This window comes from Diaphorobacter nitroreducens (assembly GCF_002214645.1).
Classification (GTDB): domain Bacteria; phylum Pseudomonadota; class Gammaproteobacteria; order Burkholderiales; family Burkholderiaceae_C; genus Diaphorobacter; species Diaphorobacter nitroreducens.
Map to the genome: position 1 here is coordinate 3,175,357 of NZ_CP016278.1, position 22,550 is coordinate 3,197,906.

The following is a 22,550-nucleotide window of genomic DNA, read 5'->3' on the forward strand; positions in this document are numbered from 1 at the left end:
TTTTAGTAGCAGACAGATCAACGCCGCAGCAGCGACCACACCATCTCGATGCCCGCGGTGAGCAGGTCGAACTCGTCGCTGCGCGTGCCCTCCAGCCGTTCGCGCTGGCGCGCACGCTCCTCCCGCGCACGGTTGCGCTCCAGCGCCACCAGCGCATCGGCCAGAGCGTCGGGCGAGGCGGCGTCCGCCGGCGCGGCCTGACGGGCGGCGCTGCCGTGGCGCGCCAGGGCCTTGTCCACCGCCTGCGGGTCCAGCAGCGACAGGGCCGAGCGGCAGTAGGGGCAGGCGTGGTCGTGGCGGATGTCCACCGTGCCACCGCAGCTTGTGCAGTTGATGGTGCCCACACGCTCGGCCAGCGCCTCGATCTCCATCGTGGACAGGTGCCGCACGAAGCCCTTCTCGACCATGAACGAGCCAAAGGTCGAAAAGCGCCCGTGGCGCGCCGCGCAGCGGTAGGTGACGTAGCGCCCGCCCTGCGCCACGTCGTAGCCCTTGGCCAGCGCCTGGCTGCAGCGCGGGCAGCGCAGCCGGTCGGCCAGCGGGTGGTGTGCGTCGCCTCGGTGCTGGTGCAGCAGTTCGAACAGCTCCAGCACGGCCGCCGGCGCCAGGCGCGTGTTCTCCTGCGGGTCGAACCACATGCCCTGGCAGGCAAAGCACAGGTCCAGCTCCAGCGTGCCTCCGGTGCTGGCGGCAAAGCGCCGGATCTCGGTGGGCTGGCGGCACGAGGGGCAAAGCGGTGTGAACGGCATGGTGGACGCGATCGTACTGCCTGCACGGCCGGTGCCGCGACGCGGCCGTACCTGCGCGGGCGGCCTGCGTCAGCGCGGTGTAAGGCCAGGGTTATCCCTAGCCGCGCACGGAGCGGCTGCTAAGATTTACGCTCTTTTTTGCGCCCCGCGCCAGCTGCCCGCCAGGCCTGCACGGGGCGCTTGTCCGTCTGGAGTTAGCGTGTCCACCTCGTCGTCCCCCCGTATCCAGCACCCCGGTCTGGCCCAGAAAATCATGAGCGCGGCCGAAGCCGCGGCCCTGATCCCGGCCGGCGCCAATATCGGCATGAGCGGCTTCACCGGCGCGGGCTATCCCAAACAGGTGCCCCAGGCGCTGGCCGCGCGCATCGAGGCCGAGCATGCAGCAGGCCGGCCGTTCCAGGTCAACGTGTGGACGGGCGCCTCCACCGCGCCCGAGCTGGACGGCGCGCTGGCCAAGGTGAACGGCATCCACCAGCGCCTGCCCTTCCAGTCGGACCCGATCTGCCGCGACAAGATCAACGCGGGCGACGTGCACTACCTGGACATCCACCTCTCGCACGTGGCGCAGCATGCGTGGTTCGGCTTCCTGGGCCCCATGCAGGTGGCCGTGGTGGAGGTGCTGGGCATCCTACCCGACGGCCGGCTGATCCCCTCGGCCGCCGTGGGCAACAACAAGACCTGGCTGGAGATCGCCGACAAGGTGATCCTCGAGGTGAACTCGCTGCCCCCGATCGAGATGGAGGGCATGCACGACATCTACTACGGCACGGCCATCCCGCCGCGCCGCCAGCCCATTCACCTGACGCAGGCCACCGAGCGCATCGGCGAGCCCTACCTGCGCGTGGACCCGTCCAAGGTGATCGCGGTGGTCCAGACGCACCAGCGCGACCGCGACACGGCCTTCGCCAAACCCGACGCAGTCTCCAACCAGATCGCGGCGCACATCATTGACTTCCTGGCCCACGAGGTGAAGGTGGGCCGCCTGCCCAAGAACATGCTGCCGCTGCAGTCGGGCGTGGGCAACGTGGCCAACGCGGTGCTGACCGGGCTGCTGGACGGCCCGTTCGACGAACTGCTGGGCTTCACCGAGGTGCTGCAGGACGGCATGCTGGAGCTGATCAAGCGCGGCAAGATGACGGCGGCGTCGGCCACCGCGATCTCGCTGAGCAGCGAGGCGCTGAAGGACTTCAACGAGCACATTGCCTTCTACCGCGACCGCATCGTGCTGCGCCCGCAGGAGATCAGCAACCACCCCGAGCTGGTGCGGCGACTGGGCGTGATCGCCATGAACGCCATGATCGAGGCCGACATCTACGGCAACATCAATTCCACGCACGTGATGGGCTCGGCCATGATGAACGGCATCGGCGGCTCGGGCGACTATGCCCGCAACGGCTACCTGTCGTTCTTCGTCACGCCCTCGGTGGCCAAGGGCGGCAAGGTGAGCTGCATCGTGCCCATGGTCTCGCACGTGGACCACACCGAGCACGACACGCAGATCATCGTCACCGAGCAGGGCCTGGCCGACCTGCGCGGCCTGTCGCCGCGCCAGCGCGCGCAGGTCATCATCGACAAGTGTGCGCACCCGGACTTCCGCCCGCTGCTGCAGGACTATTTCGACCGCGCGCGCAGCAAGGGCGCGCAGCACACGCCCCACATCCTGGGCGAGGCCTTGTCCTGGCACGAGCGCTGCCTGGCCACGGGCAGCATGCTGCCCTGAGGGCCCAGCCGTCCCTGGCGCCCCGGGCGGCGCACTAGCTGCCTGCGCAGGCTTGGACGGTCCCGAAGGGCTGCTGCCTTGGGCAGCTGCACCGAGGCGCAAAGCGCCTCAGCGGTGCCGTGTTCAGGCGATGAAGCGGCCCGTGCTGCCCAGCACGCCCAGGTCGATGAAGCGCGAGCCCACGTAGGGCGCCTGGCCGCTGTAGTCCACCACGAAGCCGCCCAGGTCCAGGTTGCGGATGCCCGCCAGCGCCGCGCGCAGCTTGGGCTGGGTCACGTCCTTGCCGGCGCGGTCCAGGCCTTCGATGAGCACGCGCGCGTTCACGTAGGCCTCCAGGCTGCCTTGCGAGAACTCGCTCTTGCCCTGCGCGCGCATGGCGGACTGGTAGTCGCGCACCAGCTGCAGCTTGGCGCGGTTGGGGTCGGGCACGATCATGGACAGCGCGAGGCCGCTGCCGTCCTCGCCCAGCTGGCCCAGGCTGGCGCTGGGCAGCGTCACGCTCAGGCCGGCCATGAGCACGCCGGGCGATTCCTTCTTGATGCCGCGCACCAGGCCCACGGACACCGTGCCCGCGGTCGCTAGCAGCACGGCCGAAGGGCGCGCCGCGGCCACGGCCTGCAGCACCTGGGGGAGGTTCTTGCCGTCGGTGGCCACGGCCACCTGCACGGCGGGCTTCATGTTCAGCGCCGCCAGGGCGCGCTTGGCGTCCTCCAGCATTTCGCGGCCGTAGCCGTTGTCCAGGTACACCACGCCGATGCCCTTCAGGCCCATGCCCGCCAGGCGCTGGATGAGGCGCTGCACCTCGTCGGTGTAGCTGGCGCGCACATGGAACACGTTGCGCGTGCTCTTGCGCAGCGACGACGCGCCCGTGATCGGCGCCACGTAGGGAATACCGGCCTCTTCCACCAGCGGCACGATGGCCGCGTTGTTGGGCGTGCCCACGCACGACAGCAGCGCCAGTGCGCTGCCCTGGCCGATGATCTGCTTGACGTTGGCCAGCGTGCGCTCGGGGTCATAGGCGTCGTCCACCATCTGCAGCTGCAGCGTGCGCCCATGCACACCGCCGCGCGCGTTGGCCTGCGCGAAAGCAGCGCCCGCGCCCAGCTGGATGTCGGTGCCAAAGCCCAGCAGCGGGCCGCTCATGGCGGCCGAGCAGCCGATCGAGAGGGCCTTGGCGGACACGCCTGGCGCGTCCTGCGCACGGGCCGGGAGCACGAAGGCCGGCGCGGCCGCGAGGGCGGCGGCTCGGCCGGCTTGGAGGACAAACTGGCGGCGTTGCATGGTCAAAGGAATGTGTGGGTTGGATGGGAAGGCAGCCCCGCGGCGCCCCGGCCCGCTGATGGGCCGCGCAAAGCACTGCGCACGGGAAACGGATAAGCTCCAAACGAGCAAACCGGTCGATTCTGGGCGCGTGGAGGTTGCAACTTCCGCCACCGAGCCCACCAATCGTGCCAAAGCCCGGCGCCGCTGCCGGGCGCAGCCCTGATGTGAGACCCCTCAGCCCATGTCCCTCTGGAAAAAACCCACCACCCTCGCGCTGATCACCGCCTCCAGCGCCAACACCGCCGTGAGCCACCTAGGCATCGAGTTCACCGAAGTCGGCGACGACTTCCTGCGCGCGCGCGTGCCCGTGGACGAGCGCACGCGCCAACCCTTCGGCCTGCTGCACGGCGGCGTGAGCGTGGTGCTGGCCGAGACGCTGGGCTCGGTGGGCGCCTACCACGCCAGCCCCGAGGGCTGGCTGGCCGTGGGCCTGGACATCAACGCCAACCACCTGCGCGCCGCCAGGAGCGGATGGGTCACGGGCACGGCCCGGCCGGTGCACATCGGCAAGACCACACAGGTCTGGCAGATCGACATGGTGAACGACGCGGGCGAGCTGACCTGCGTGTCGCGCATCACCATGGCGATGCTGGCGCCGAAATAAAGGCATCCCCCTGAGGCGCTGCGCGGCGTCTGCTGGCGTGGCCTGCTCTGCGGCCTTCGGAAGGGCAGCGTGACGAGGGATCGCGCGCCGGCACCGTTCCTGGCCTCAGCGGGAACATGGGTCCAATCGGGGTGTAACGCTTGATGGGTAAACGACAGAAGCTACTTTTTTAATAGCAACACCACCCCACTCGCGCACAAAGACAGCGCCTGCGGCCCACAGCCCGCTCCGCGCGTTTGCCAGGGGGGCCTGCGCTGCGGCTTTCGGAAGGTTGGAGCGCGGTGATGGGTTGCGCGCCGGCGCACCTGCCGCGTTGCGGTGACTTATGCGCCCCATCGTGTTATGCGTCCAATCGTGCCGCAGCGCTTGACCAGTCTGCGCTGTCAGCTACTTATTCAGCAGCATCGTTCTGGCGTGCCAGGCGCTCGCTCTTCCAGTAGACCTCGCTGCCGCCGTCCATGCGGTTGAGCGCGCGCGAGAGCACGAACAGCAGGTCGGACAGACGGTTCAGGTACTGGCGCGGCGCGGGGCGCATGGTCTCGTGCTGCTGCAGCGCCACCACGGCGCGCTCGGCGCGGCGGGCCACCGTGCGGCACACATGGGCCTGGCAAGCGGCGCGCGTGCCCGCGGGCAGGATGAATTCCAGCAGCCGCGGCAGCTCGGCGTTGTAGCGCGCGAGCGCGTTGTCCAGCTGCAGCAGCGCATCGTCCTTGAGCAGCTCGTAGCCGGGCATGGACAGCTCGCCGCCCAGGTTGAACAGCTGGTGCTGCACGTCGATCAGCAGCTCGCGCATGTCCGCGGGCAGCGGCTCGCACAGCAGCAGGCCGATGTGGGAGTTGAGCTCGTCCACGTCGCCCATGGCGTGCGGGCGGCCGCTGGCCTTGGACACGCGGGTGTTGTCGCCCAGGCCCGTGGACCCATCGTCGCCGGTGCGCGTGGCGATTTGTGTCAGTCTGTTTCCCATGGCGCGTTTCCTCCTCATTCGGGGCCGGGGCGACGATTGTGCGTTACATCCGCCGGGCCATTGTGGAGACGGGCAACAGCGGGCAAAAGTGCTGGCTGCGGCATCCATGCTGCGGTGCAATGAAGGCCTGTTCAACTTCCACCGGAGCCGAATCGATGCCTCACACACCGCAACGACGCACCCTCCCCTCCTTCGATGCCCGCAGCGTGATGCTGTTTGCGGCGCTGACCGTGGGCGGTGCGGCGGCGCAGGCCCAGACGCCCAGCGCCCCCTCCGCACAACCGCAGTACCAGACGGGGCCGGGCCCAGCCACAACGCAGCCCAAAGCGACCTTTGGCGGCAGCAGCACGGCCACGCCCAGCGGCAGCAGCGCCAGCGCCTTTGAACGCGCCGATGCCAACCGCGACGGCCAGCTGAGCAGCGCCGAGGCGGGCCAGCTACCCGCCATCGCCAACCGCTTCCAGGCGCTGGACAAGGACAAGAACGGCAGCCTGTCCCGCACCGAATTCGAGGCCGGCAGCCGGTCTTGACGCTTAAAGGGACGGGCATGGTCAAGCATTGATTACGCACCCTTCGAGCGCAACGCCATACCCGTCCTGGGCGGCCCGTCTGGGCGACCCCGTCCTCTCGGGCCGCCACCACCCCCCGCCTGCACTGTCCTCCAGGGTGCGGGCGGGGTTTTTCCATGGATACACGCTAGATCGGCCTTCGCCACAGGCCGACCATGGTGGACTCTCAACACGCGGCCCGCAGGCCGCAGCCCGGACTTCTAGAATGGCCGCCACCCACGCGCCTTGAAGGAAGCCCGCCATGAACGCCCCCGCGACCACCGCCCATCTGCAACCCCAGACCACGCCGCGCCCCGTGCCGCAGGCGATGCTGGATGCGCTGGCCGCACGCTTTGGCGCGCAGTACTCGGCGGCGCAGGCGGTGTGCGAGCAGCATGGGCGCGACGAGGGCTCGCTACAGGCGCCCCCGCCGGCGGCCGTGGTCTTTGCCGAGAACACGCAGGACGTGCAGGACGCCGTGCGCCTGGCCGCGCAGTACGGCGTGCCAGTGATCCCCTACGGCGCGGGCTCGTCGCTCGAAGGGCACCTGCTAGCCGTCCAGGGCGGCATCAGCATCGACATGGGCCGCATGAACCGGGTGCTGTCCGTTGACGCCGACGACCTCACCGTGACCGTGCAGCCCGGCATCACGCGCAAGCAGCTCAATGAGGCGATCAAGGACACGGGCCTGTTCTTCCCCATCGACCCCGGCGCCGACGCCAGCATCGGCGGCATGGCCGCCACGCGCGCCAGCGGCACCAACGCCGTGCGCTACGGCACCATGCGCGAGAACGTGCTGGCGCTGGAGGTGGTCACCGCCCGTGGCGAGGTGATCCGCACCGGCACGCGCGCCAAGAAGAGCAGCGCCGGCTACGACCTCACGCGCCTGATGGTGGGCAGCGAGGGCACGCTGGGCCTGTTCACCGAGGTCACCGTGCGCCTGTACCCGCTGCCCGAGGCGGTGAGCGCGGCGATCTGCTCGTTCCCCACCATCGAGGCCGCCGTGCGCACGGTGATCCAGACCATCCAGCTCGGTGTGCCGATCGCGCGCGTGGAGCTGATCGACGCCAACAGCGTGCGCATGGTCAACGCCCACAGCAAGCTCCGTCTGCGCGAAGAGCCGCTGCTGCTGATGGAATTCCATGGCTCGCCCGCCGGCGTGCAGGAACAGGCCGAGGTGGTGCAGGACATTGCACGCGAATGGGACGGCAACGCGTTTGAATGGGCCACCACGCCCGAGGAGCGCACGCGCCTGTGGACCGCGCGGCACAACGCCTACTTTGCCGCCGTACAGAGCCGCCCGGGCTGCAAGGCCATCAGCACTGACACCTGCGTGCCCATCAGCCGCCTGGCCGACTGCCTGCTCGACTCCGTGGCCGAGGCCGACGCGAGCGGCATCCCCTACTTCCTGGTGGGCCACGTGGGCGACGGCAACTTCCACTTCGGCTACCTGCTGGACCCGGCCGTCCCCGCCGAGCGCGAGACAGCCGAGCGGCTCAACCACCAGCTCGTGGCGCGCGCGCTGCGCCTGGGCGGCACCTGCACCGGCGAGCACGGCGTGGGCGTGCACAAGATGGGCTTTCTGGTGGACGAGGCCGGCGAAGGCGCGGTGGAGATGATGCGCGCCATCAAGCGCGCGCTGGACCCGCAGAACATCCTCAATCCGGGCAAGATCTTCGCGCTGTAGCCTGCGCCGCGGCGGCCGCGCGGCCACTCCTGATTCAATAGCTGCAAGCGCTTGCTGCATAAGCGCCAGGGCCTTTTTTTACCCTTGTTTTCCGCACAACGGGCCCGAGCGCGCGGGCAATAAAAAGCCCAGCCGGTCCGCGGCTGGGCTGGGGGCAGGCGCTCCACCACCCTGCACCACGCGGGCCACGCCGCGCGGCACCGGCGCGGCTTTCAGGCGCCGAACAGCTTGTTGGCCGTCTCGGCCACCAGACGGCCCTGGAAGCGTGCGCCGTCCAGTTCGGTCGCGCTGGGCTGGCGCTGGCCCTGGCCGCCGGCGATGGTGGTCGCACCGTAGGGGGCGCCGCCCACCACTTCGTCTAGCGTCATCTGGCCCTGGAAGCTGTAGGGCAGCCCCACGATCACCATGCCGAAGTGCAGCAGGTTGGTGATGATGGAAAACAACGTCGTCTCCTGCCCGCCGTGCTGCGTGGCGGTGGAGGTGAACGCCGCGCCCACCTTGCCGTTGAGGGCGCCGCGCGCCCACAGGCCGCCCGCCTGGTCGAGGAAGCTGCCCATCTGCGAGGGCATGCGGCCAAAGCGCGTGGGCGCGCCGACGATGATCGCGTCGTAGTTCTCCAGCTCGGCCACGGTGGCGACGGGTGCGGACTGGTCCAGCTTGAAGTGCGCGGACCGGGCGATCTCCTGCGGCACCGTTTCGGGCACGCGCTTCACGTCCACCGTGGCACCGGCAGAGCGCGCGCCTTCGGCGACGGCCTGCGCCATGGTTTCAAGATGGCCGTAAGTCGAGTAGTAGAGAACGAGTACCTTGGACATGACTTTCCCTTTTCAAGAACGCTTGTGCAGCCACAAGCAGCATGGCAGGCAGCGCGCGCAGCACCCCGCCGCCTTCATGGGCCAGCACACGCAGGCACCCCGCTCCAGCAGGGCCCACTGGCGCTGGTTCGATCTCACTTAACCACCCCCGTCCTGCACCGCGCGGTGCGTGCGCACCCGGGCAGCCAGGCAGCGCACGTAGTCATCGCGGATGCCCAAGAGGTCGAGTTGGCACGCCAGCTGGTCCAGGTAGTCGCGGTTGCTGCCCACGCTGCCCTGCGCGCTGGCGATGATGGCGGCGGTGTCGTCCAGCGACAGCCCGCCGCGGTGCAGCGGGTGCGCGGTGTTGGCGGACAGCACCAGCGCGCGCACACCGCCCTGCGGCGTGTGCAGCGGTTGAAAGCCCGGGCAGTAGCTGCCGTGGATCATTTCGCGCCGCCACAGCATGCGCGACTCGCGCTCCAGCAGCGCGTGCGGAATGCGGAATGCCAACCCCTCGCAGTCACCCAGGCCGCGCTGCAGCGTGAGCACCAGGCCCGGGCTGTCGGGTGTACCGCGGCCGATCGTAGTGGCCAGAGCGAAGCGGCGCGCATGGTCCGCGAGCCGGGCGCGGCGCACCTCGTCAAAGTGGATGGCGGGGTTCCACATCAGCGAGCCGTAGGCAAACACCCAGAGGTCGCACCTCTCGCTCTGCGCCAGCACGGCCTGGCGTGAGCGCTCGACCACGTCATCGGGCAGCCGCCAGTCGGCGGACAGGCCCTGCTGGCGCGCCTGCGCATCCCAGGCGGCGAGCACCTCGTCGGTCAGGCGCAGCCCGCTGGCCTGGGGCGGCGTGAGCCGTCCTTGCAGTTCGGGGAGGTGCCTGAAGGCGTGGGGTTCCATGGGTGGGGTCGATGCAGAACCGGGGGGAAGGAGCGGGCGCGTACGCTGGAGAACGGCGCGGCGGCGCGCCGCTCTTCACTGCGGTTCACTGTATTTCGCATCCACCGCTTGATCAATGGGCCAGAGCGCATCACACCGTCCTGCATAACCGCCGAATGCAGGCTGCGGCGAACGCTTGCCGCCCCGCGCCCGGCGGCAGGGGAACCGCCAAGCCGGTATGCGCGGCGCAGGGCTTGCCCTGGAGGGCGCGCCAGCGCTCCTGTTTCAATAGCTGTTAGCGCTTGCTACGTATGCGCTGGAAGCCCCAACACCTATCACGCAGCCTGCGCCTGGCGCCGTGCCACGCCACCGCCCACCAGTGCCGCCGAGACCACACTCAGCACCAGCGCCAGGGCCGAACCGTAGAAGATGTCGGCGGTCTGCCCGCGGTCCAGCAGCACGCCAAACAACGGCGCCGCGACGGAAAAGCCCAGGTCCAGCCCCGAATACACCGTGCCGTACACGCGGCCCGTGGCGCCGGGGGGCGCGGCGCGCTTGATGAGCATGTCGCGCGACGGGCCGGCAATGCCCACGCCCATGCCCGCCAGCGCCGCCACGGCCAGCGCCACCGTGCCGGGCAGTGCGCCCAGCCCCACCAGCACCAGCAGCGCGGCGGAGGCCATCAGGCAGATGCTGATGGTCTTTTCCAGCCGCACCACGCGGCCCACGAGGAAGCCCCCGATCACCATGCCCACGGCGCTGCACAGCATGTAGCCCGTGACCACCATGGAGGTCAGCGACAGCGGCATGTCGTACATCCGCTGCAGCGCCGGGGCGGCAAAGCTCTGGATGGCGCTGAGCGAGCAGGTGCTCCAGAAGAAGAACGAGAAGCACAGCCACACGGCCGGGAGCTTGAGGAAGGCCATGGGGTGTTCCTGCGCGTGCGCGCTGCCCGTGGCGCCCTTGGCCGGCGCATGCGCCCAGGCGCCCTGGCGATCGTCCAGCGCGTCGCGGTTCCACACCATGACGGCCAGCACCACCAGGGCCAGCGCACCGCCGCTCAGGCAGGCCATGCGCCAGGATCCCGTGGCCGTGGCGATGCCCGCCATGAACAGCGGCGCGGTGGCCCAGCCCAGGTTGCCCGAGATGCCGTGCACCGAGAAGCCGTGGCCCAGCCGCGCGGGCGACACACGCTTGTTGAGGATGGTGAAGTCCACCGGGTGGAACGGCGCATTGCCCAAGCCTGCCAGCACCGACGCCACCACCAGGCCCAGGTAGCCGCTGGCGCTGCCCGCGGTGAGGCCCGCCAGCGCAAAGCTGGCCAGCGCGGCGAACAGCACCGGGCGTGCGCCCACGCGGTCCACCAGGAAGCCCGACAGCGCCTGACCCACTCCGGAGACCACGAAGAACACCGAGACCAGCAGCCCCAGTTCGGAATAGCTGTAGCCGAACTCCGCGATGAGGAACGGAAACAGCGGCGGCAGCAGCAGGTGAAAGAAGTGCGAGGAGCCGTGCGCAAGGCCGATCAGGCCAATGGTGCGCGCGTCCTGGCGCAGGGTGGGGGCAGCAGTCGACATGGGCATGATCTTAGGCAAGACAGCCGCGGCCGATATACGATAGTCGGCCAATTGCTGTCGTGATCATGCCAAGCCCGTCCCTTCCCCGCCCTGCCCCACCGCCTGCCGAGCCCGTCGCGGCCAGCACCGCCGGCCGCGCCGCGCGGCCGGCGCGCGTGCTGTCGTATGTGGAGTCGCTCACGCCGCACCTGTTCGTGCCCAGCCGGGAGCGCCCCGTGCGCGCCAAGCACCGCGAGCTGCGCGCCGACACGCAGGTGCGCCCGCACAGCCACCCCTGGGCGCAGGTGGCCATCTCCACCACGGGCGTGCTGCGCCTGACCGTGCCGCGCGGCACCTACATCGTGCCGCCCTCGCGCGCGCTGTGGATCCCGCCGGGCGTGGAGCACGCCGTGACCATGGTGGAGGACGCCGACCTGCGCACGCTGTACTTTTACCAGCCGCCCGGGCGCTGCGGCCCCGCCGTCGCGCGCGCGCAGGAAGAGCCCTGGCGCCAGTGCCGCGTGCTGGAGGTGTCCGAGCTGCTGCGCGCCGTGGTGCGCGAGATGCCCACCGACCCCGACGACGGCGCCCCGCCGCCGCCCGAGCTGCTGCACCGCGAGCGCCACCTGAGCGCGCTGATCCTGGACGAGTTGCGCCGTGCCAGCAGCGTGCGCCTGGGCGTGGACCTGCCGCGCGACAAGCGCCTGCGCCACCTGTGCGAGGCGGTGCTGGCCGATCCCACGCGCCACGACACGCTGGCCGACTGGGCGCGCGACACCGGCGCCAGCCCGCGCACGGTGGCGCGCCTCTTTCGCCAGGAGCTGGGCAGCACCTTCACGCAGTGGCGCCAGCAGGTGATCCTGGCGCGCGCCGTGGCGCTGGCCGCGGGGCGCAAGCCCATCAACCAGATCGCGGCGGAACTGGGCTACAACAGCCCCAGCGCCTTCAGCGCCATGGTGCGGCGGGCCGTGGGGCTGGCGCCGGGACGCTTCCTGGGGTCGCCATAGATCTCAAGGCAAATAGGGCTCCAGCGCTTACCCCATAAGCGCAAGCAGCTCTTTTTTCAGGAGCACTACACAGACAGCATGCCCGTGGCGGCAGCCAGGCGGGCCAGCGTCCAGCCCCGGCCCAGCAGCAGGCGGCGCGTGGCCAGGGCTTCCTGCACGCGCGCATCCACCTGGCGGCCCAGGTAGCGCGGGGTCTTGTGCTGCAGGCAGACATAGCCCTGCGGGTAATCACGCCCCAGGCGCTGCCACAGCGCATGGGCCCCTGCGGACTGGCGCGCGCCGGACACCAGGCACTGCCCGCCGTCCAGCGCCCAGCGGTACACGGCCGTGGCAAGGCCCAGCCGCTGGTAGGCGGGCGCGTAGCGCGAATGCGGCGCGCGCAGGTGGCGGTCGGCGCGGCGGTTCAGTTCGACGAGGCGGTTGAAGACCGTGGTGCCCGCCAGGCACTGGCGCAGCGGGTCTTCGATGTAGACGTACAGCTCGCCATCGGCCACGCGGCTGCGCACGCAAAGGCCGGGGTGCCCCGGCAGGGGCGTGGAGGGCAGGCCATGCAGGGCGTCACCGGGAGAGTGCAGCCGCTGGTGCAGGGCCGAGAGTTCCTGCTCGATCGTGGCGTCGGGCGGGTCCACGTCGATACGCAGCTCGGCGGGCTGCGCGAGGCGGCGCGCCTGGCGCCGGGAGACATCAAGAAAGGAGGAAAAAACGCCAGAAGCGTCGGGGGCGGGCGGCGGCTTGGGCCACGCCAGCCATGACGACCAGAACGGCGGCAGGGACAGGTACATGGAACTGCGGCAATAACAATGCGGCGCGCATGCTAGGCCACGGCGCGCCTGCAGGCCAGCCCCGCCGGCGATACCGCACCCCGCGGGTGCGATACCGTGCCGTTCATGGCGTTTTCGGGATATGGCCCTTGCAAGAAAAGCGCTGGCAGCTATGAAACGAAGCACTTTCCCCATAAAGCGCCCACGAAAAAGCGGCCCGAAGGCCGCTTGCTTGCCGGGGGGCGAAGCCCCTTGCGCCCCGCTCAGCGCGACAGCGCGCCGGCCGTGGCCGAGTCCAGGCGGCCGGTGACGGGCAGGCCCTGGGCCTGCTGGAACTCGCGCAGCGCACGCGCCGTCTTGGGACCGGCGGAGCCGTCGGGCGTGCCCACGTTGTAGCCCATGGCGTTCAGGCGTTCCTGCGCCTCGCGCACCGACATGGCCGCGCCCGCGCGGGTCTGCGAGGGAGCCGCGCCGCCATCCACGCCCAGTCGGCCGCCGCCGCCCAGGCCCTGGCCCTGCACCGACTGCGCCTTGTAGCTGCGCAGCGCCACAACCATCTGGTTGTAGGCATCCATGAACGCAGCGGTGATCACCTTGCCTTGCGCGGTGTTCTGGTAGCCCCCCAGGCCACCGCCGGCCGAGCCGCCGAACAGGCTGCCGAAGCCGGCAAAGTCGCTCTTGGAGGCGCTGCCTTCGGAGGCCGCCACCTGCACGCCCGAGCGGTTGTCCACCAGGGTCAGCATGGCGCTGGCCTCGCGCGTCTTCAGCCCGCCGCCGACGGCCGCCAGCGCACGGCCGCTGCCGCCGCCGATCAGGCCGCCCAGCACGCCGCCGATGGCGCCTGCGTCGTTGTTCGAGAAGATGATCTCGGGCGACATGCCGTAGTCGGACGCCACCATCTGGCCCCGGCCAAAGTTGCTGCCACCGCGCATCTCGCCGGAGCCCATGAGCTGGCGCTCGCGGTCCATGGCACGCATGCCGGCTGCGCCGCGCTCCACCACGATGAAGCAGTTGGACTGCTGGATCAGCAGGCGCAGCAGGTTGGCCGTGGGGGGCAGCTTGTACTCGTTGCGCAAGATGGTGTACCAGCCGGCGTCCTGGTTCTCGACCAGCGACACGGTGCCCAGGGGCGACTGGCAGCGCTCCAGCTGGCCGCTCTCGTTGGCGGCGCTGCCGCCGGCGGCAGCGCCGGTGGCCACGGTCTTGGACTCGGCGCTGCCCATCCGCATGTTGGTGGTTTCGCAGCCGGTCAGGGCCAGGGCGGCGCAGGCGGCCGCCAGCAGCGTCAGTGGTTTACGGGACATAGCTTTCCTTCCTCTCTCTCTCTTCTTGCATTCCGGGGTGTGTGGACACGTCTCAACCGAGGCGTTGCGGTCTGCGCACGCGGTACAGGACCGGCGTGGCCGACGTGAATGCAAAATCATACCGATTCGGCAGTTTTGCAACCGATGTTTGCAAGTTGTTTCGTTTTAGTGTGGCGCAGCACCGCCCGCCGGCAAAGGCAATTGGTAGATCCACACCGCATGGCCGGCGAAGGAATCCAGCCGCGCGCTGGGGCGCACGCCCGGCACGGCGAACGCCAGACTCACGAGCCAGCTGCCCGGCGCCATCTCCGCGCGGGCCTTCGCGGCCACGCGGGGCATGCTCTCGGGCCGCTGGAACACGTACACAAGGTCGTAAGCGCCCCAGTCTGCGGCCCAGAGGTCACCGCGCCGCACGCGCGCCCAGGGGCAGCGCAGCCGGCACAGCAGCGCCAAAGGTCCGCTCCACTCCAGGCCGTACAGCCGCGCCTGCGGATAGGCCGCGCGCAGGGCCTTGAGGCCATCGCCCAGGCCGCAGCCGGCGTCCAGCACGGCAGCACCCGCGGGCAGCGGCGCGGCGTCCTGCAGGCCGTGCAGCGCACCCGACGGGGTGGGAAACAGCGGCGCATCGCGCCAGGCATTGAGCGGATATACCAGCAGCAGCAGCGCCAGCGGCAGCAGCCAGCCCCAGGCCGGCAGCGCCACCGCGCCGCCCAGCGCCGCCGACAAGGGAAAGCCCAGCGCGATCAGGCCGCGGCGCCACCAGCCCTGCGCCAGCAGGCTGCCCGCCACACCCACGGCGCAGGCCAGCCCGAGCGCCGCCAGCGGGGCCACGCTGCCGCGCAGGCCCGCGAACAGCAGCCACGCCGCTGCCCACACCAGCACCGCCGGCAGCGGCCAGGGCAGGACGATGCGACGCGGCGGCGGCGCGTGCAGATGATGGAGTCGGCGGGGCCGGCGCGGCATGGGCACGGGCCGCAACGATGCGGCGTCAGCCGCCGCGCAGGCGCTCGATGAGGCCGTTGAGCGCCTCCAGCGAGCCAAACTGGATGGCCAGCTCGCCCATCTCCTCGACCCGGCTGCCGCGCTTGACGCGCTTCTTGACGCGCACCTCGACCTCGGCCATGAGCAGGTCGGACAACTCTTCCTCCACGCGCTTGAGGTCGCGCGACTTGTCCTTCTTAGGCTTTTGCGGCGTGAGGGCGAACTCCGCACCCAGCTTCTTGACGAGGCTCTCGGCCTCGCGCACCGACAGCTTCTTCGCCGCGATCTGGTTGCCCGCGGTGATCTGCGCCGCGCGCTCCAGCGACAGCAGCGCACGCGCATGGCCCATGTCGATGTCGCCGGCCATGAGCATGGTCTGCACCGGCTCGGCCAGGTTCAAAAGGCGCAGCAGGTTGCTCGCCGCGCTGCGCGAGCGGCCCACGGCCTGCGCCGCCTGTTCGTGGGTGAGGCCGAATTCGCGGATCAGGCGCTGCAGGCCCTGGGCCTCTTCCAACGGGTTGAGGTCTTCGCGCTGGATGTTCTCGATGAGCGCCATGGCCGCGGCCGCCTCGTTGGGCACGTCGCGCACCAGCACCGGCACCTCGGCCAGGCCCGCCAGGCGTGAGGCGCGAAAGCGCCGCTCGCCCGCGATGATTTCGTACAACGGCCCACTGGCGCTGAGGGCGCCCATCGCCGCCGAAGCCCCCTGCGATGCACGCTCCTGGCGGCGCTGTTGCGCCTGTTTGTCGTCGAGGCGACGCACAAGAATCGGCTGCATGATGCCCTGGGCCTTGATGGATTCGGCCAGTTCGTACAGCGCGCCCTCGTCCATGCGCGTGCGCGGCTGGTAGATGCCGGGCACGAGCCGGTCCAGCGCCAGCGTGCTCACCGGCCCGTCTGCCGCACCCGCTGCGTTGGCGCCGGCGGGCGCCTTGTCGGCCACCTTGGGGCCCAGCAGTGCTTCCAGGCCGCGTCCCAGGCCCTTGGGTTTCTTGGTGACCATGTGTCTTCAGTCCTTGTTCATCAATGCGCGCAGCAGTGCGTGCCCTTCGGGCCAGTCGCCCAGGTCGGAATCGGCGTTGATATGGCCGCGGGGCCCAGAATCCACGAAGCGTGCGCCCCATGCACCGGCCAGCGTCTGCGCACGCTCAAAGCTGCAGTAAGGATCGTCCTGGCTGCCCACCAGCACGGCCGGAAAGGGCAGCACCTGGCGCGCGATGGGCGCCCAACCGGGGATCTGCGCGGCCAAGTCGGGCCGCTCCACATCACCCGGCGCCACCAGCAGCGCGCCGCGCACCTTGTGCGCGTGGCGGGTGTGCGCCGCCCACCAAGCGGTGAGGATGCACCCCAGGCTGTGCGCGGCCAGCACCACCTCGCCCGGCGCATCAGCCACGACCTCTTCCAGCCGCGCAGACCAGTCGCCGCGCAACGGACGCATCCAATCGTGCTGCTGCACACGCTGGTAGCCATGCAGCCGCTCCCACTCGGTTTGCCAGTGGCCGGGGCCGGAGTTCTGCCAGCCGGGCAGGAGGAGGATCTGCGAGGGGTTCATGCGGCGTTACTATTATTTATATAGCTTATAGCGCTTATCCAATAAGCCTTGGAGGCTATTTTGACCTGTAAGACCTTGGCCAGGCATCACATGCGCTTCACGCGCTCCACCATCTCGCGCGCGAACTCCAGAAAAGCCTGGCTGCCCTTGGCCGCGGGATCGAACACCACGCCGGGCAAACCGTAGCTGGGCGCCTCGGCCAGGCGCACGTTGCGCGGGATCACGGTGTCGAACACCTTGTCGCCGAAGTGGTCCTTGAGCTGCTCGCTGACCTGGCTTTGCAGCGTGATGCGCGGGTCAAACATCACGCGCAGCAGGCCGATGATCTGCAGATCGGGATTCAGGTTGGCATGCACCTGCTTGATGGTGTTCACCAGATCGGTCAGGCCCTCCAGCGCGAAGTACTCGCACTGCATCGGCACGATGACGCCGTGGGCGCTGCACAAGCCGTTCAGCGTGAGCATGGACAGGGAGGGCGGGCAGTCGATGAGCACGAAATCGTAGTCGGAGTCCACCGCCGCCAGGGCGGCTTTCAGGCGGCGTTCGCGCTGCTCCAGCGGCACCAGTTCCACCTCTGCCCCGGCGAGTTCGCGGTTGGCGCCCAGCACGCGGTAGCCGCACTGCTCCGACAGCACGGCGGCCTCCGGCACCGAGGCCGACTCCAGCAGTACGTCGTACACCGACAGCTCCAGCGCGCGCTTGTCCACGCCCGAGCCCATGGTGGCATTGCCCTGCGGGTCCAGGTCCACGAGCAGCACGCGCTGGCCGATCTTGGCCAGGCCCGCGGCCAGATTGACGGAAGTGGTGGTCTTGCCGACCCCACCCTTTTGGTTGGCAATGCAGAAGATCTTGGCCATGCGGGGCAATTCGCTATTACTTGGAAATGGCCAGCTTGACGCCGAAGCCGATGAGGAACACGCCCGCCGTTTTCTCCAGCACGCGCGCCACCGTGGGGTTGGCGCGCATGCGCTCGGCCAGGAAGTGCGTGAGCAGCACCACGACCAGGCTGTACAGGAAGGTGAGCGTGGCGATGGTGGCGGCCATGGCGGCGAAGGTGACCAACCCGCGGTGCGTGGCCGGGTTCACGAACAGCGGGAAGAAGGCCATGTAGAACACGATGGCCTTGGGGTTGAGCAGCGTGATGACCGCCCCCTGGCGGAAGTAGTGGCGCGGCGCGATGTTCAGCACCGGCGCATCCCCCGGCTTGGCGGTGAGCATCTTGTAGCCCATCCAGCCCAGGTAGACGGCGCCCAGCCATTGCACGGCATGGAATGCCGCCGGATACGCGGCCAGCAGGCCCGCCACGCCGGCCACCGCCATCCACATGAGCACCTGGTCGGCGGCGATCACGCCCATGCAGGCGGCCATGCCGGCGCGCACACCACCCTTGCCGGTGGAGGTGATGAGCGCCAGATTGCCCGGCCCCGGGATGGCGAGGAACAACACGATGGCGGCGACGAATGCGCCGTAGTCTGCAATGCCGAACATGGGAGCGCCTTGCGAAGCGGGAGGGGCTTGAGTTTACGCGACGGGGCGCAGCCAGAGGATGCAGCGTTCGGCCTGCAGGCCCGGCACAGTGAGTTGTTCCACGTGAAACACGCTTACGTCCGCCGGTAGCGCGGCAATCTCGTCGTGCGGGTGCTTTCCCTTCATGGCCAACCACACGCCGTGCGGTGCCAGTGCCTGGCGCGACCAGGCGGTGAAGTCCGCCAGCGCGGCAAAGGCGCGGCAACTGACCACATCGAACGGACCGGCCAGCGTTTCCACGCGCGCATGGATGCCATGCAGGTTGGACAGACCGAGGGTGCCCGCCGCCTGCTGGATGAACGCTGCCTTCTTGGCCACGGTGTCCACGCAACTCACATCCACTTCCGGGCAACAAATGGCGAACACCACGCCAGGGAGTCCCCCGCCTGATCCCACATCCAGCAGCCGCGCGCCCGGGCGGGCCGCACTGTCCTGCCCCCTCTGCGCGACATGGCGGCGCAGCGGCGGGACGGCAGCCAGGCTGTCCAGCAGGTGGTGCGTGAGCATTTCCTGCGGATCGCGCACCGCCGTGAGGTTGTAGACCTTGTTCCACTTTTGCAGCAGCGCCAGGAAGTCCAATAGCTGCGTGATTTGCGCTTCCCACAGATCCAACCCCAAGGCGTTGGCGCCCTCACGCAGGGTGTACTCAAGGCTTGTGTTCGACACCACGCTCATGCGACCGTCTCCACCCCATCCGCCGGCTGCGGGGCAAACCCCTTGAAACCGCCCTTCTTCAAGTGGACCATCAGCAGCGAGATCGCCGCCGGTGTCACCCCGGAAATGCGCGACGCCTGGCCCAACGTCTCCGGCCGGTGCTTCTGCAATTTTTGCCGCACCTCGATCGACAAGGCCGCCACCTGCATGTAGTCCAGATCTTCAGGCAGACGCAGCTTTTCGAAGTGCGCGGCGCGCTGCACCTCGTCCCGTTGGCGGTCGATATAGCCCGCGTACTTGGCGGCAATCTCGACCTGCTCGATCACGGGCGCACTCAGCTCGCCCAACGTTTCACGTGAAACAGCCTCGCTTGCATACTTGCCGCCATCCATGGTCGTCAGTGCGTCATACCCCACGTCCGGACGGCGCAACAGGTCGAAGAGGTTGTATTCATGTTCGATGGCTTTACCCAGCACGCGCTCGGCCTCCACCGTGGGCAGGTTGCGCGGGTTCACCCATGTCGATTTCAAGCGCTCTGTTTCACGTGAAACCGCATCGCGCTTGCGGCTGAAAGCGTCCCAGCGCGCATCATCCACCAAACCCATGCGACGCCCCGCATCGGTCAGGCGCATGTCGGCGTTGTCTTCGCGCAGCTGCAGGCGGAACTCGGCGCGGCTGGTGAACATGCGGTAGGGCTCGGTCACGCCCTTGGTGATCAGATCGTCCACCAACACGCCCAGATAGGCCTCGTCGCGCGCGGGCACCCAGGCACCCTCCCCCCGGCATTGCAGCGCGGCGTTGATACCGGCGAACAGGCCCTGGGCCGCCGCCTCCTCGTACCCTGTGGTGCCATTGATCTGGCCGGCGAAGAACAGGCCCTGGATCTGCCGCGTCTCGAAACTGCTCTTGAGCGAACGCGGGTCGAAGTAGTCGTACTCGATGGCGTAGCCCGGCCGCAGGATGTGCGCGTTCTCCAGGCCGCGCATCGAGCGCACCAGGTCGTACTGGATATCGAACGGCAGGCTGGTGCTGATGCCGTTGGGGTAGAACTCGTGCGTGGTCAGCCCTTCCGGCTCCAGAAAGATCTGATGGCTTTCCTTGTCGGCAAAGCGGTTGATCTTGTCCTCCACGCTGGGGCAGTAGCGCGGGCCCACGCCTTCGATCTTGCCGGTGAACATGGGACTGCGGTCAAAGCCGCTGCGGATGATCTCGTGCGTGCGCGCGTTGGTGTGCGTGATCCAGCAGGGCACTTGGCGTGGGTGCATGGCCGCGCTGCCCATGAAGCTGAACACCGGCACAGCACCCTCGTTCACGCCGCCGGGCATGCCATCGCCGGGCTGCTCCTCACACTGGCTGAAGTCGATGCTGCGCCCGTCGATGCGCGGCGGCGTGCCGGTCTTCAAGCGTCCCTGGGGCAGCTGCAGCTCCTTCAGGCGTGCCGACAGGCTTACGGCCGGCGGATCCCCCGCGCGGCCGGCCGCGTAGTTGTTGAGGCCCACATGGATCTTGCCGTCCAAGAAGGTGCCCGCCGTCAGCACCACCGTGCGACTGCGAAAGCGGATACCCACCTGCGTGACGGCGCCCACCACGCGGTCGCCCTCCACCATCAGGTCGTCCACCGCCTGCTGGAACAGCCACAGGTTGGGCTGGTTCTCCAGCATGCGGCGGATGGCCGCCTTGTAGAGGATGCGGTCGGCCTGCGCGCGCGTGGCGCGCACGGCCGGGCCCTTGCTGCTGTTGAGGATGCGGAACTGGATGCCCGCCTCATCGGTCGCCAGCGCCATGGCGCCACCCAGCGCGTCCACTTCCTTCACCAAGTGGCCCTTGCCAATGCCGCCGATACTGGGGTTGCAGCTCATCTGCCCCAGCGTCTCGATGTTGTGCGTGAGCAGCAGCGTGCGGCTGCCCATGCGCGCGGCGGCCAGCGCGGCCTCGGTGCCGGCATGGCCTCCGCCAACGACGATGACATCGAAATCCTGGGGGTACAACATGGTGGGGTGCTCCGGGCCCGCTGCGGCCCTGTCAAACGGTGAACAAGCCCGGCTTTCACGGCGCCGGTACCGCCCCCACCCTCGCGCCTGCGCTGCCGGCCCGGCGGGGAACTCGTGATTTTCCCATCTTTGCCACCCGGATGCGCAGCGGGGTTTGTTTCACGTGAAACCGCGCAGGAAAAGTGTGCCCGGCCTGTGCTCCAATCCCGCGCATGAAGTTCCTCGTGTTCGCGGGCAGCACCCGCACCCATTCATTCAACCGCCGCCTGGCCGCCGTGGCCGCACACATGGCACGCGACGCCGGCGCCGACGTCACGCTGCTGGAGCTGGCCGACTTCGACATCCCCCTCTACAACGCCGACCTGGAGACCGCGGGCACCCCGGCCGATGTGATCCGGCTGAAGGAAGTGCTGGATGCCCACCCCGCCTGGGTGATCTGTTCGCCCGAGTACAACGGCAGCTACACCGGCCTGCTCAAGAACACCATCGACTGGGCCTCCAGCCCCGTGGCCGGACACGCGGAATGGAGTGATGGCACACGCCCGTTCGCGGGCAAGGTGGTGGGCATGCTCAGCGCGTCCAACGGCGCACTGGGCGGCCTGCGGTCGCAAAGCCACCTGGCGCCGCTGCTGCTCAACCTGGAATGCTGGCTGGCGCCGCGCCATTTCGCGCTGCCGCGCGCGGCCAGTGCCTTCGACGCCCAGGGCCAGCTGGTCGACGCAAGCCAAGCCGCCCACGTGCGCGGCGTGGTGGAGCAGGTCCTGTGGGCTGCCGGGCGGCTGCACGGCACCGCGTGACAGAAGCAAAAACCGGTATCAGCGCATATCCAACAAGCGCTGACAGCTATGAATTAAATAGCGCCATGGATTGCCGCCCCGGCTGCGGCGCCTGCTGCACGGCGCCGTCGATCTCCTCGCCCATTCCCGGCATGCCGCACGGCAAGCCGGCCGGCATGCGCTGCGTGCAACTGGACGACGACGCACGCTGCCGCATCTTCGGCCGGCCCGAGCGCCCCACGGTGTGCGCCTCGCTGCGGCCCAGCCCCGCCATGTGCGGCGACAGCCGCGCGCACGCGATGCGCTGGCTGGCGTTCATGGAACAGGCCACGCAGCCTTCCACGCCCCGCTGAGGCCGCCTTGCCCCCCAGGCGCAGCGCCGCGGGGAAACGCCCTACAAAGGCCTTGGCATGGCAGACCCGCGCAGGTCGGCATAGCATGCGCTGCGGAGATTTTCTTCATCACTCCCTTGAAAGGACAAGACCGCATGAAGCTCTACTACTCCCCTGGCGCCTGCTCGCTCTCCCCGCACATCGTGCTGCACGAAACCGGCCTGGCCCACACCTCGGTGCTGGCCAGCACCAAGAGCCACAAGCTGCAGGACGGCACCGACTACTACACCATCAACCCCCTGGGCTACGTGCCGGTACTGGAGCTGGACGACGGCACGCGCCTGCGCGAAGGCCCCGCCATCGTGCAGTACCTGGCCGACCAGGCGCCGCACAAGAACCTCGCCCCCGCCAACGGCACGCTGGCGCGCTACCGCCTGCAGGAGTGGCTGACCTTCATCGGCACCGAGATCCACAAGGGCTTCACCCCCCTGTTCAAGCCCACCACCCCCGCAGACTACAAGCCCCTGGTGCATGAGCAACTGCTCAGCCGCCTCAAGTGGGTGGACGGCGAATTGGCCCACAAGCCCTACCTCATGGGCGAGCACTTCAGCGTGGCCGACGCCTACTTGTTCACGGTGACCAACTGGGCCCCCGCCGTGAACCTGGACATCTCCGCACTGAAGAACCTGGCGGCCTACCGCGAACGCATCGCCGCCCGCCCCGCCGTGCAGGCCGCCATGAAGGCCGAGGGCCTGCTCAAGTAAGGCCCACATGGCCGCGCCCGGCATCTGCGGGCCGCGGCTTGTGCGCGCCGGCGCCTCACCGCAAAAAATCCCCC

The 22,550-nt window shown here is 69.2% G+C and carries 23 protein-coding genes; 8 read left to right on the forward strand and 15 right to left on the reverse strand.

Features of this window, described 5'->3' with window-relative positions; all coding sequences use genetic code 11:
• Positions 1 to 17: 17 nt before the first annotated feature.
• Positions 18 to 749 carry a TFIIB-type zinc ribbon-containing protein gene (locus BA022_RS14915; protein WP_088887972.1) on the reverse strand — a complete coding sequence of 244 codons (732 nt, stop codon included), beginning with the start codon at positions 747 to 749 and terminating at the stop codon, positions 18 to 20.
• 253 nt (positions 750 to 1,002) lie between these two features.
• Between BA022_RS14915 and BA022_RS14920 the strand changes: the two genes are divergently transcribed.
• Positions 1,003 to 2,469, forward strand: coding sequence for an acetyl-CoA hydrolase/transferase family protein (locus BA022_RS14920; protein WP_088887973.1), 1,467 nt, complete (start codon positions 1,003 to 1,005; stop codon positions 2,467 to 2,469).
• A 123-nt stretch (positions 2,470 to 2,592) separates the two neighbouring features.
• Here BA022_RS14920 and BA022_RS14925 read toward each other — a convergent pair whose 3' ends face one another.
• Complete coding sequence (locus BA022_RS14925; protein ID WP_088887974.1) at positions 2,593 to 3,750, reverse strand: ABC transporter substrate-binding protein; 1,158 nt, start codon at positions 3,748 to 3,750, stop codon at positions 2,593 to 2,595.
• Between the two features lie 223 nt (positions 3,751 to 3,973).
• Between BA022_RS14925 and BA022_RS14930 the strand changes: the two genes are divergently transcribed.
• Positions 3,974 to 4,396: a hotdog fold thioesterase gene (locus BA022_RS14930; protein WP_011803515.1), complete on the forward strand. Its 423-nt coding sequence runs from the start codon at positions 3,974 to 3,976 to the stop codon at positions 4,394 to 4,396.
• Between the two features lie 391 nt (positions 4,397 to 4,787).
• On the opposite strand, the gene BA022_RS14935 is transcribed toward BA022_RS14930, so the two are convergent.
• Entirely contained in the window at positions 4,788 to 5,360 is a 573-nt protein-coding gene (locus tag BA022_RS14935) for a cob(I)yrinic acid a,c-diamide adenosyltransferase (RefSeq protein WP_088887975.1), read from the reverse strand.
• 155 nt (positions 5,361 to 5,515) lie between these two features.
• Here BA022_RS14935 and BA022_RS14940 point away from each other — a divergent pair, with 155 nt between their 5' ends.
• Together BA022_RS14940 and BA022_RS14945 are read left to right on the forward strand one after the other, a co-directional pair.
• Entirely contained in the window at positions 5,516 to 5,890 is a 375-nt protein-coding gene (locus BA022_RS14940; RefSeq protein ID WP_047350916.1) for an EF-hand domain-containing protein, read from the forward strand.
• Positions 5,891 to 6,170: 280 nt separating this feature from the next.
• Positions 6,171 to 7,595 (forward strand): FAD-binding oxidoreductase, encoded by a 1,425-nt coding sequence (locus BA022_RS14945; RefSeq protein WP_088887976.1) that lies wholly within the window; start codon positions 6,171 to 6,173, stop codon positions 7,593 to 7,595.
• 212 nt (positions 7,596 to 7,807) lie between these two features.
• Here BA022_RS14945 and wrbA read toward each other — a convergent pair whose 3' ends face one another.
• The 3 genes from wrbA to BA022_RS14960 all read right to left on the reverse strand — a co-directional run bounded on the left by wrbA (position 7,808) and on the right by BA022_RS14960 (position 10,854).
• Positions 7,808 to 8,410: an NAD(P)H:quinone oxidoreductase gene (wrbA, locus tag BA022_RS14950; RefSeq protein ID WP_019373987.1), complete on the reverse strand. Its 603-nt coding sequence runs from the start codon at positions 8,408 to 8,410 to the stop codon at positions 7,808 to 7,810.
• A gap of 138 nt (positions 8,411 to 8,548) precedes the next feature.
• Complete coding sequence (locus tag BA022_RS14955) at positions 8,549 to 9,292, reverse strand: gamma-glutamylcyclotransferase (RefSeq protein ID WP_088887977.1); 744 nt, start codon at positions 9,290 to 9,292, stop codon at positions 8,549 to 8,551.
• 314 nt (positions 9,293 to 9,606) lie between these two features.
• A complete protein-coding gene (locus BA022_RS14960) occupies positions 9,607 to 10,854 on the reverse strand; it encodes an MFS transporter (RefSeq protein ID WP_047350928.1) in 1,248 nt (415 codons plus the stop codon).
• A 59-nt stretch (positions 10,855 to 10,913) separates the two neighbouring features.
• Between BA022_RS14960 and BA022_RS14965 the strand changes: the two genes are divergently transcribed.
• Positions 10,914 to 11,834: an AraC family transcriptional regulator gene (locus tag BA022_RS14965; protein WP_047350929.1), complete on the forward strand. Its 921-nt coding sequence runs from the start codon at positions 10,914 to 10,916 to the stop codon at positions 11,832 to 11,834.
• A gap of 65 nt (positions 11,835 to 11,899) precedes the next feature.
• Here BA022_RS14965 and BA022_RS14970 read toward each other — a convergent pair whose 3' ends face one another.
• The 9 genes from BA022_RS14970 to mnmG all read right to left on the reverse strand — a co-directional run bounded on the left by BA022_RS14970 (position 11,900) and on the right by mnmG (position 20,604).
• Positions 11,900 to 12,616: an N-acetyltransferase gene (locus tag BA022_RS14970; RefSeq protein WP_088887978.1), complete on the reverse strand. Its 717-nt coding sequence runs from the start codon at positions 12,614 to 12,616 to the stop codon at positions 11,900 to 11,902.
• Positions 12,617 to 12,858: 242 nt separating this feature from the next.
• Positions 12,859 to 13,899, reverse strand: a complete 1,041-nt coding sequence (locus BA022_RS14975; RefSeq protein ID WP_012655168.1) for a peptidoglycan-binding domain-containing protein — start codon at positions 13,897 to 13,899, stop codon at positions 12,859 to 12,861.
• A gap of 165 nt (positions 13,900 to 14,064) precedes the next feature.
• Positions 14,065 to 14,862 (reverse strand): class I SAM-dependent methyltransferase, encoded by a 798-nt coding sequence (locus BA022_RS14980; protein ID WP_088887979.1) that lies wholly within the window; start codon positions 14,860 to 14,862, stop codon positions 14,065 to 14,067.
• Between the two features lie 25 nt (positions 14,863 to 14,887).
• On the reverse strand, positions 14,888 to 15,883 hold the full coding sequence (locus tag BA022_RS14985) for a ParB/RepB/Spo0J family partition protein (RefSeq protein WP_088887980.1): 996 nt from the start codon (positions 15,881 to 15,883) through the stop codon (positions 14,888 to 14,890).
• A gap of 6 nt (positions 15,884 to 15,889) precedes the next feature.
• Positions 15,890 to 16,432, reverse strand: coding sequence for an RBBP9/YdeN family alpha/beta hydrolase (locus BA022_RS14990; protein ID WP_088887981.1), 543 nt, complete (start codon positions 16,430 to 16,432; stop codon positions 15,890 to 15,892).
• An 86-nt stretch (positions 16,433 to 16,518) separates the two neighbouring features.
• The gene (locus tag BA022_RS14995) at positions 16,519 to 17,289 is read right to left on the reverse strand and encodes a ParA family protein (RefSeq protein WP_011803501.1); all 771 of its coding nucleotides are present in this window, start codon (positions 17,287 to 17,289) and stop codon (positions 16,519 to 16,521) included.
• Between the two features lie 16 nt (positions 17,290 to 17,305).
• Positions 17,306 to 17,920 carry a LysE family transporter gene (locus BA022_RS15000; protein WP_011803500.1) on the reverse strand — a complete coding sequence of 205 codons (615 nt, stop codon included), beginning with the start codon at positions 17,918 to 17,920 and terminating at the stop codon, positions 17,306 to 17,308.
• Positions 17,921 to 17,953: 33 nt separating this feature from the next.
• A complete protein-coding gene (rsmG, locus tag BA022_RS15005; RefSeq protein ID WP_088887982.1) occupies positions 17,954 to 18,634 on the reverse strand; it encodes a 16S rRNA (guanine(527)-N(7))-methyltransferase RsmG in 681 nt (226 codons plus the stop codon).
• Positions 18,631 to 20,604 (reverse strand): tRNA uridine-5-carboxymethylaminomethyl(34) synthesis enzyme MnmG, encoded by a 1,974-nt coding sequence (mnmG, locus tag BA022_RS15010; RefSeq protein ID WP_088887983.1) that lies wholly within the window; start codon positions 20,602 to 20,604, stop codon positions 18,631 to 18,633. Before mnmG ends, rsmG begins: the two co-directional genes overlap by 4 nt.
• Positions 20,605 to 20,816: 212 nt before the next feature.
• Between mnmG and BA022_RS15015 the strand changes: the two genes are divergently transcribed.
• The 3 genes from BA022_RS15015 to gstA all read left to right on the forward strand — a co-directional run bounded on the left by BA022_RS15015 (position 20,817) and on the right by gstA (position 22,476).
• Complete coding sequence (locus BA022_RS15015; RefSeq protein ID WP_088887984.1) at positions 20,817 to 21,401, forward strand: NADPH-dependent FMN reductase; 585 nt, start codon at positions 20,817 to 20,819, stop codon at positions 21,399 to 21,401.
• A 65-nt stretch (positions 21,402 to 21,466) separates the two neighbouring features.
• On the forward strand, positions 21,467 to 21,733 hold the full coding sequence (locus BA022_RS15020; protein ID WP_041835834.1) for a YkgJ family cysteine cluster protein: 267 nt from the start codon (positions 21,467 to 21,469) through the stop codon (positions 21,731 to 21,733).
• Between the two features lie 134 nt (positions 21,734 to 21,867).
• Positions 21,868 to 22,476 (forward strand): glutathione transferase GstA, encoded by a 609-nt coding sequence (gstA, locus tag BA022_RS15025; RefSeq protein ID WP_012655159.1) that lies wholly within the window; start codon positions 21,868 to 21,870, stop codon positions 22,474 to 22,476.
• Positions 22,477 to 22,550: the final 74 nt, after the last annotated feature.

Coding starts and splice junctions, on each gene's coding strand:
- BA022_RS14930 (WP_011803515.1), top strand. CDS start 3,974: ATGTCCCTCTGGAAAAAACCCACCACCCTCGCGCTGATCACCGCCTCC.
- BA022_RS14955 (WP_088887977.1), bottom strand. CDS start 9,292: ATGGAACCCCACGCCTTCAGGCACCTCCCCGAACTGCAAGGACGGCTC.
- BA022_RS14975 (WP_012655168.1), bottom strand. CDS start 13,899: ATGTCCCGTAAACCACTGACGCTGCTGGCGGCCGCCTGCGCCGCCCTG.
- BA022_RS14915 (WP_088887972.1), bottom strand. CDS start 749: ATGCCGTTCACACCGCTTTGCCCCTCGTGCCGCCAGCCCACCGAGATC.
- BA022_RS14920 (WP_088887973.1), top strand. CDS start 1,003: ATGAGCGCGGCCGAAGCCGCGGCCCTGATCCCGGCCGGCGCCAATATC.
- BA022_RS14970 (WP_088887978.1), bottom strand. CDS start 12,616: ATGTACCTGTCCCTGCCGCCGTTCTGGTCGTCATGGCTGGCGTGGCCC.
- BA022_RS14965 (WP_047350929.1), top strand. CDS start 10,914: ATGCCAAGCCCGTCCCTTCCCCGCCCTGCCCCACCGCCTGCCGAGCCC.
- BA022_RS14945 (WP_088887976.1), top strand. CDS start 6,171: ATGAACGCCCCCGCGACCACCGCCCATCTGCAACCCCAGACCACGCCG.
- BA022_RS14935 (WP_088887975.1), bottom strand. CDS start 5,360: ATGGGAAACAGACTGACACAAATCGCCACGCGCACCGGCGACGATGGG.
- BA022_RS14995 (WP_011803501.1), bottom strand. CDS start 17,289: ATGGCCAAGATCTTCTGCATTGCCAACCAAAAGGGTGGGGTCGGCAAG.
- BA022_RS15015 (WP_088887984.1), top strand. CDS start 20,817: ATGAAGTTCCTCGTGTTCGCGGGCAGCACCCGCACCCATTCATTCAAC.
- BA022_RS15020 (WP_041835834.1), top strand. CDS start 21,467: ATGGATTGCCGCCCCGGCTGCGGCGCCTGCTGCACGGCGCCGTCGATC.
- gstA (WP_012655159.1), top strand. CDS start 21,868: ATGAAGCTCTACTACTCCCCTGGCGCCTGCTCGCTCTCCCCGCACATC.
- BA022_RS14940 (WP_047350916.1), top strand. CDS start 5,516: ATGCCTCACACACCGCAACGACGCACCCTCCCCTCCTTCGATGCCCGC.
- BA022_RS14925 (WP_088887974.1), bottom strand. CDS start 3,750: ATGCAACGCCGCCAGTTTGTCCTCCAAGCCGGCCGAGCCGCCGCCCTC.
- BA022_RS14960 (WP_047350928.1), bottom strand. CDS start 10,854: ATGCCCATGTCGACTGCTGCCCCCACCCTGCGCCAGGACGCGCGCACC.
- mnmG (WP_088887983.1), bottom strand. CDS start 20,604: ATGTTGTACCCCCAGGATTTCGATGTCATCGTCGTTGGCGGAGGCCAT.
- BA022_RS14990 (WP_088887981.1), bottom strand. CDS start 16,432: ATGAACCCCTCGCAGATCCTCCTCCTGCCCGGCTGGCAGAACTCCGGC.
- wrbA (WP_019373987.1), bottom strand. CDS start 8,410: ATGTCCAAGGTACTCGTTCTCTACTACTCGACTTACGGCCATCTTGAA.
- rsmG (WP_088887982.1), bottom strand. CDS start 18,634: ATGAGCGTGGTGTCGAACACAAGCCTTGAGTACACCCTGCGTGAGGGC.
- BA022_RS15000 (WP_011803500.1), bottom strand. CDS start 17,920: ATGTTCGGCATTGCAGACTACGGCGCATTCGTCGCCGCCATCGTGTTG.
- BA022_RS14980 (WP_088887979.1), bottom strand. CDS start 14,862: ATGCCGCGCCGGCCCCGCCGACTCCATCATCTGCACGCGCCGCCGCCG.
- BA022_RS14985 (WP_088887980.1), bottom strand. CDS start 15,883: ATGGTCACCAAGAAACCCAAGGGCCTGGGACGCGGCCTGGAAGCACTG.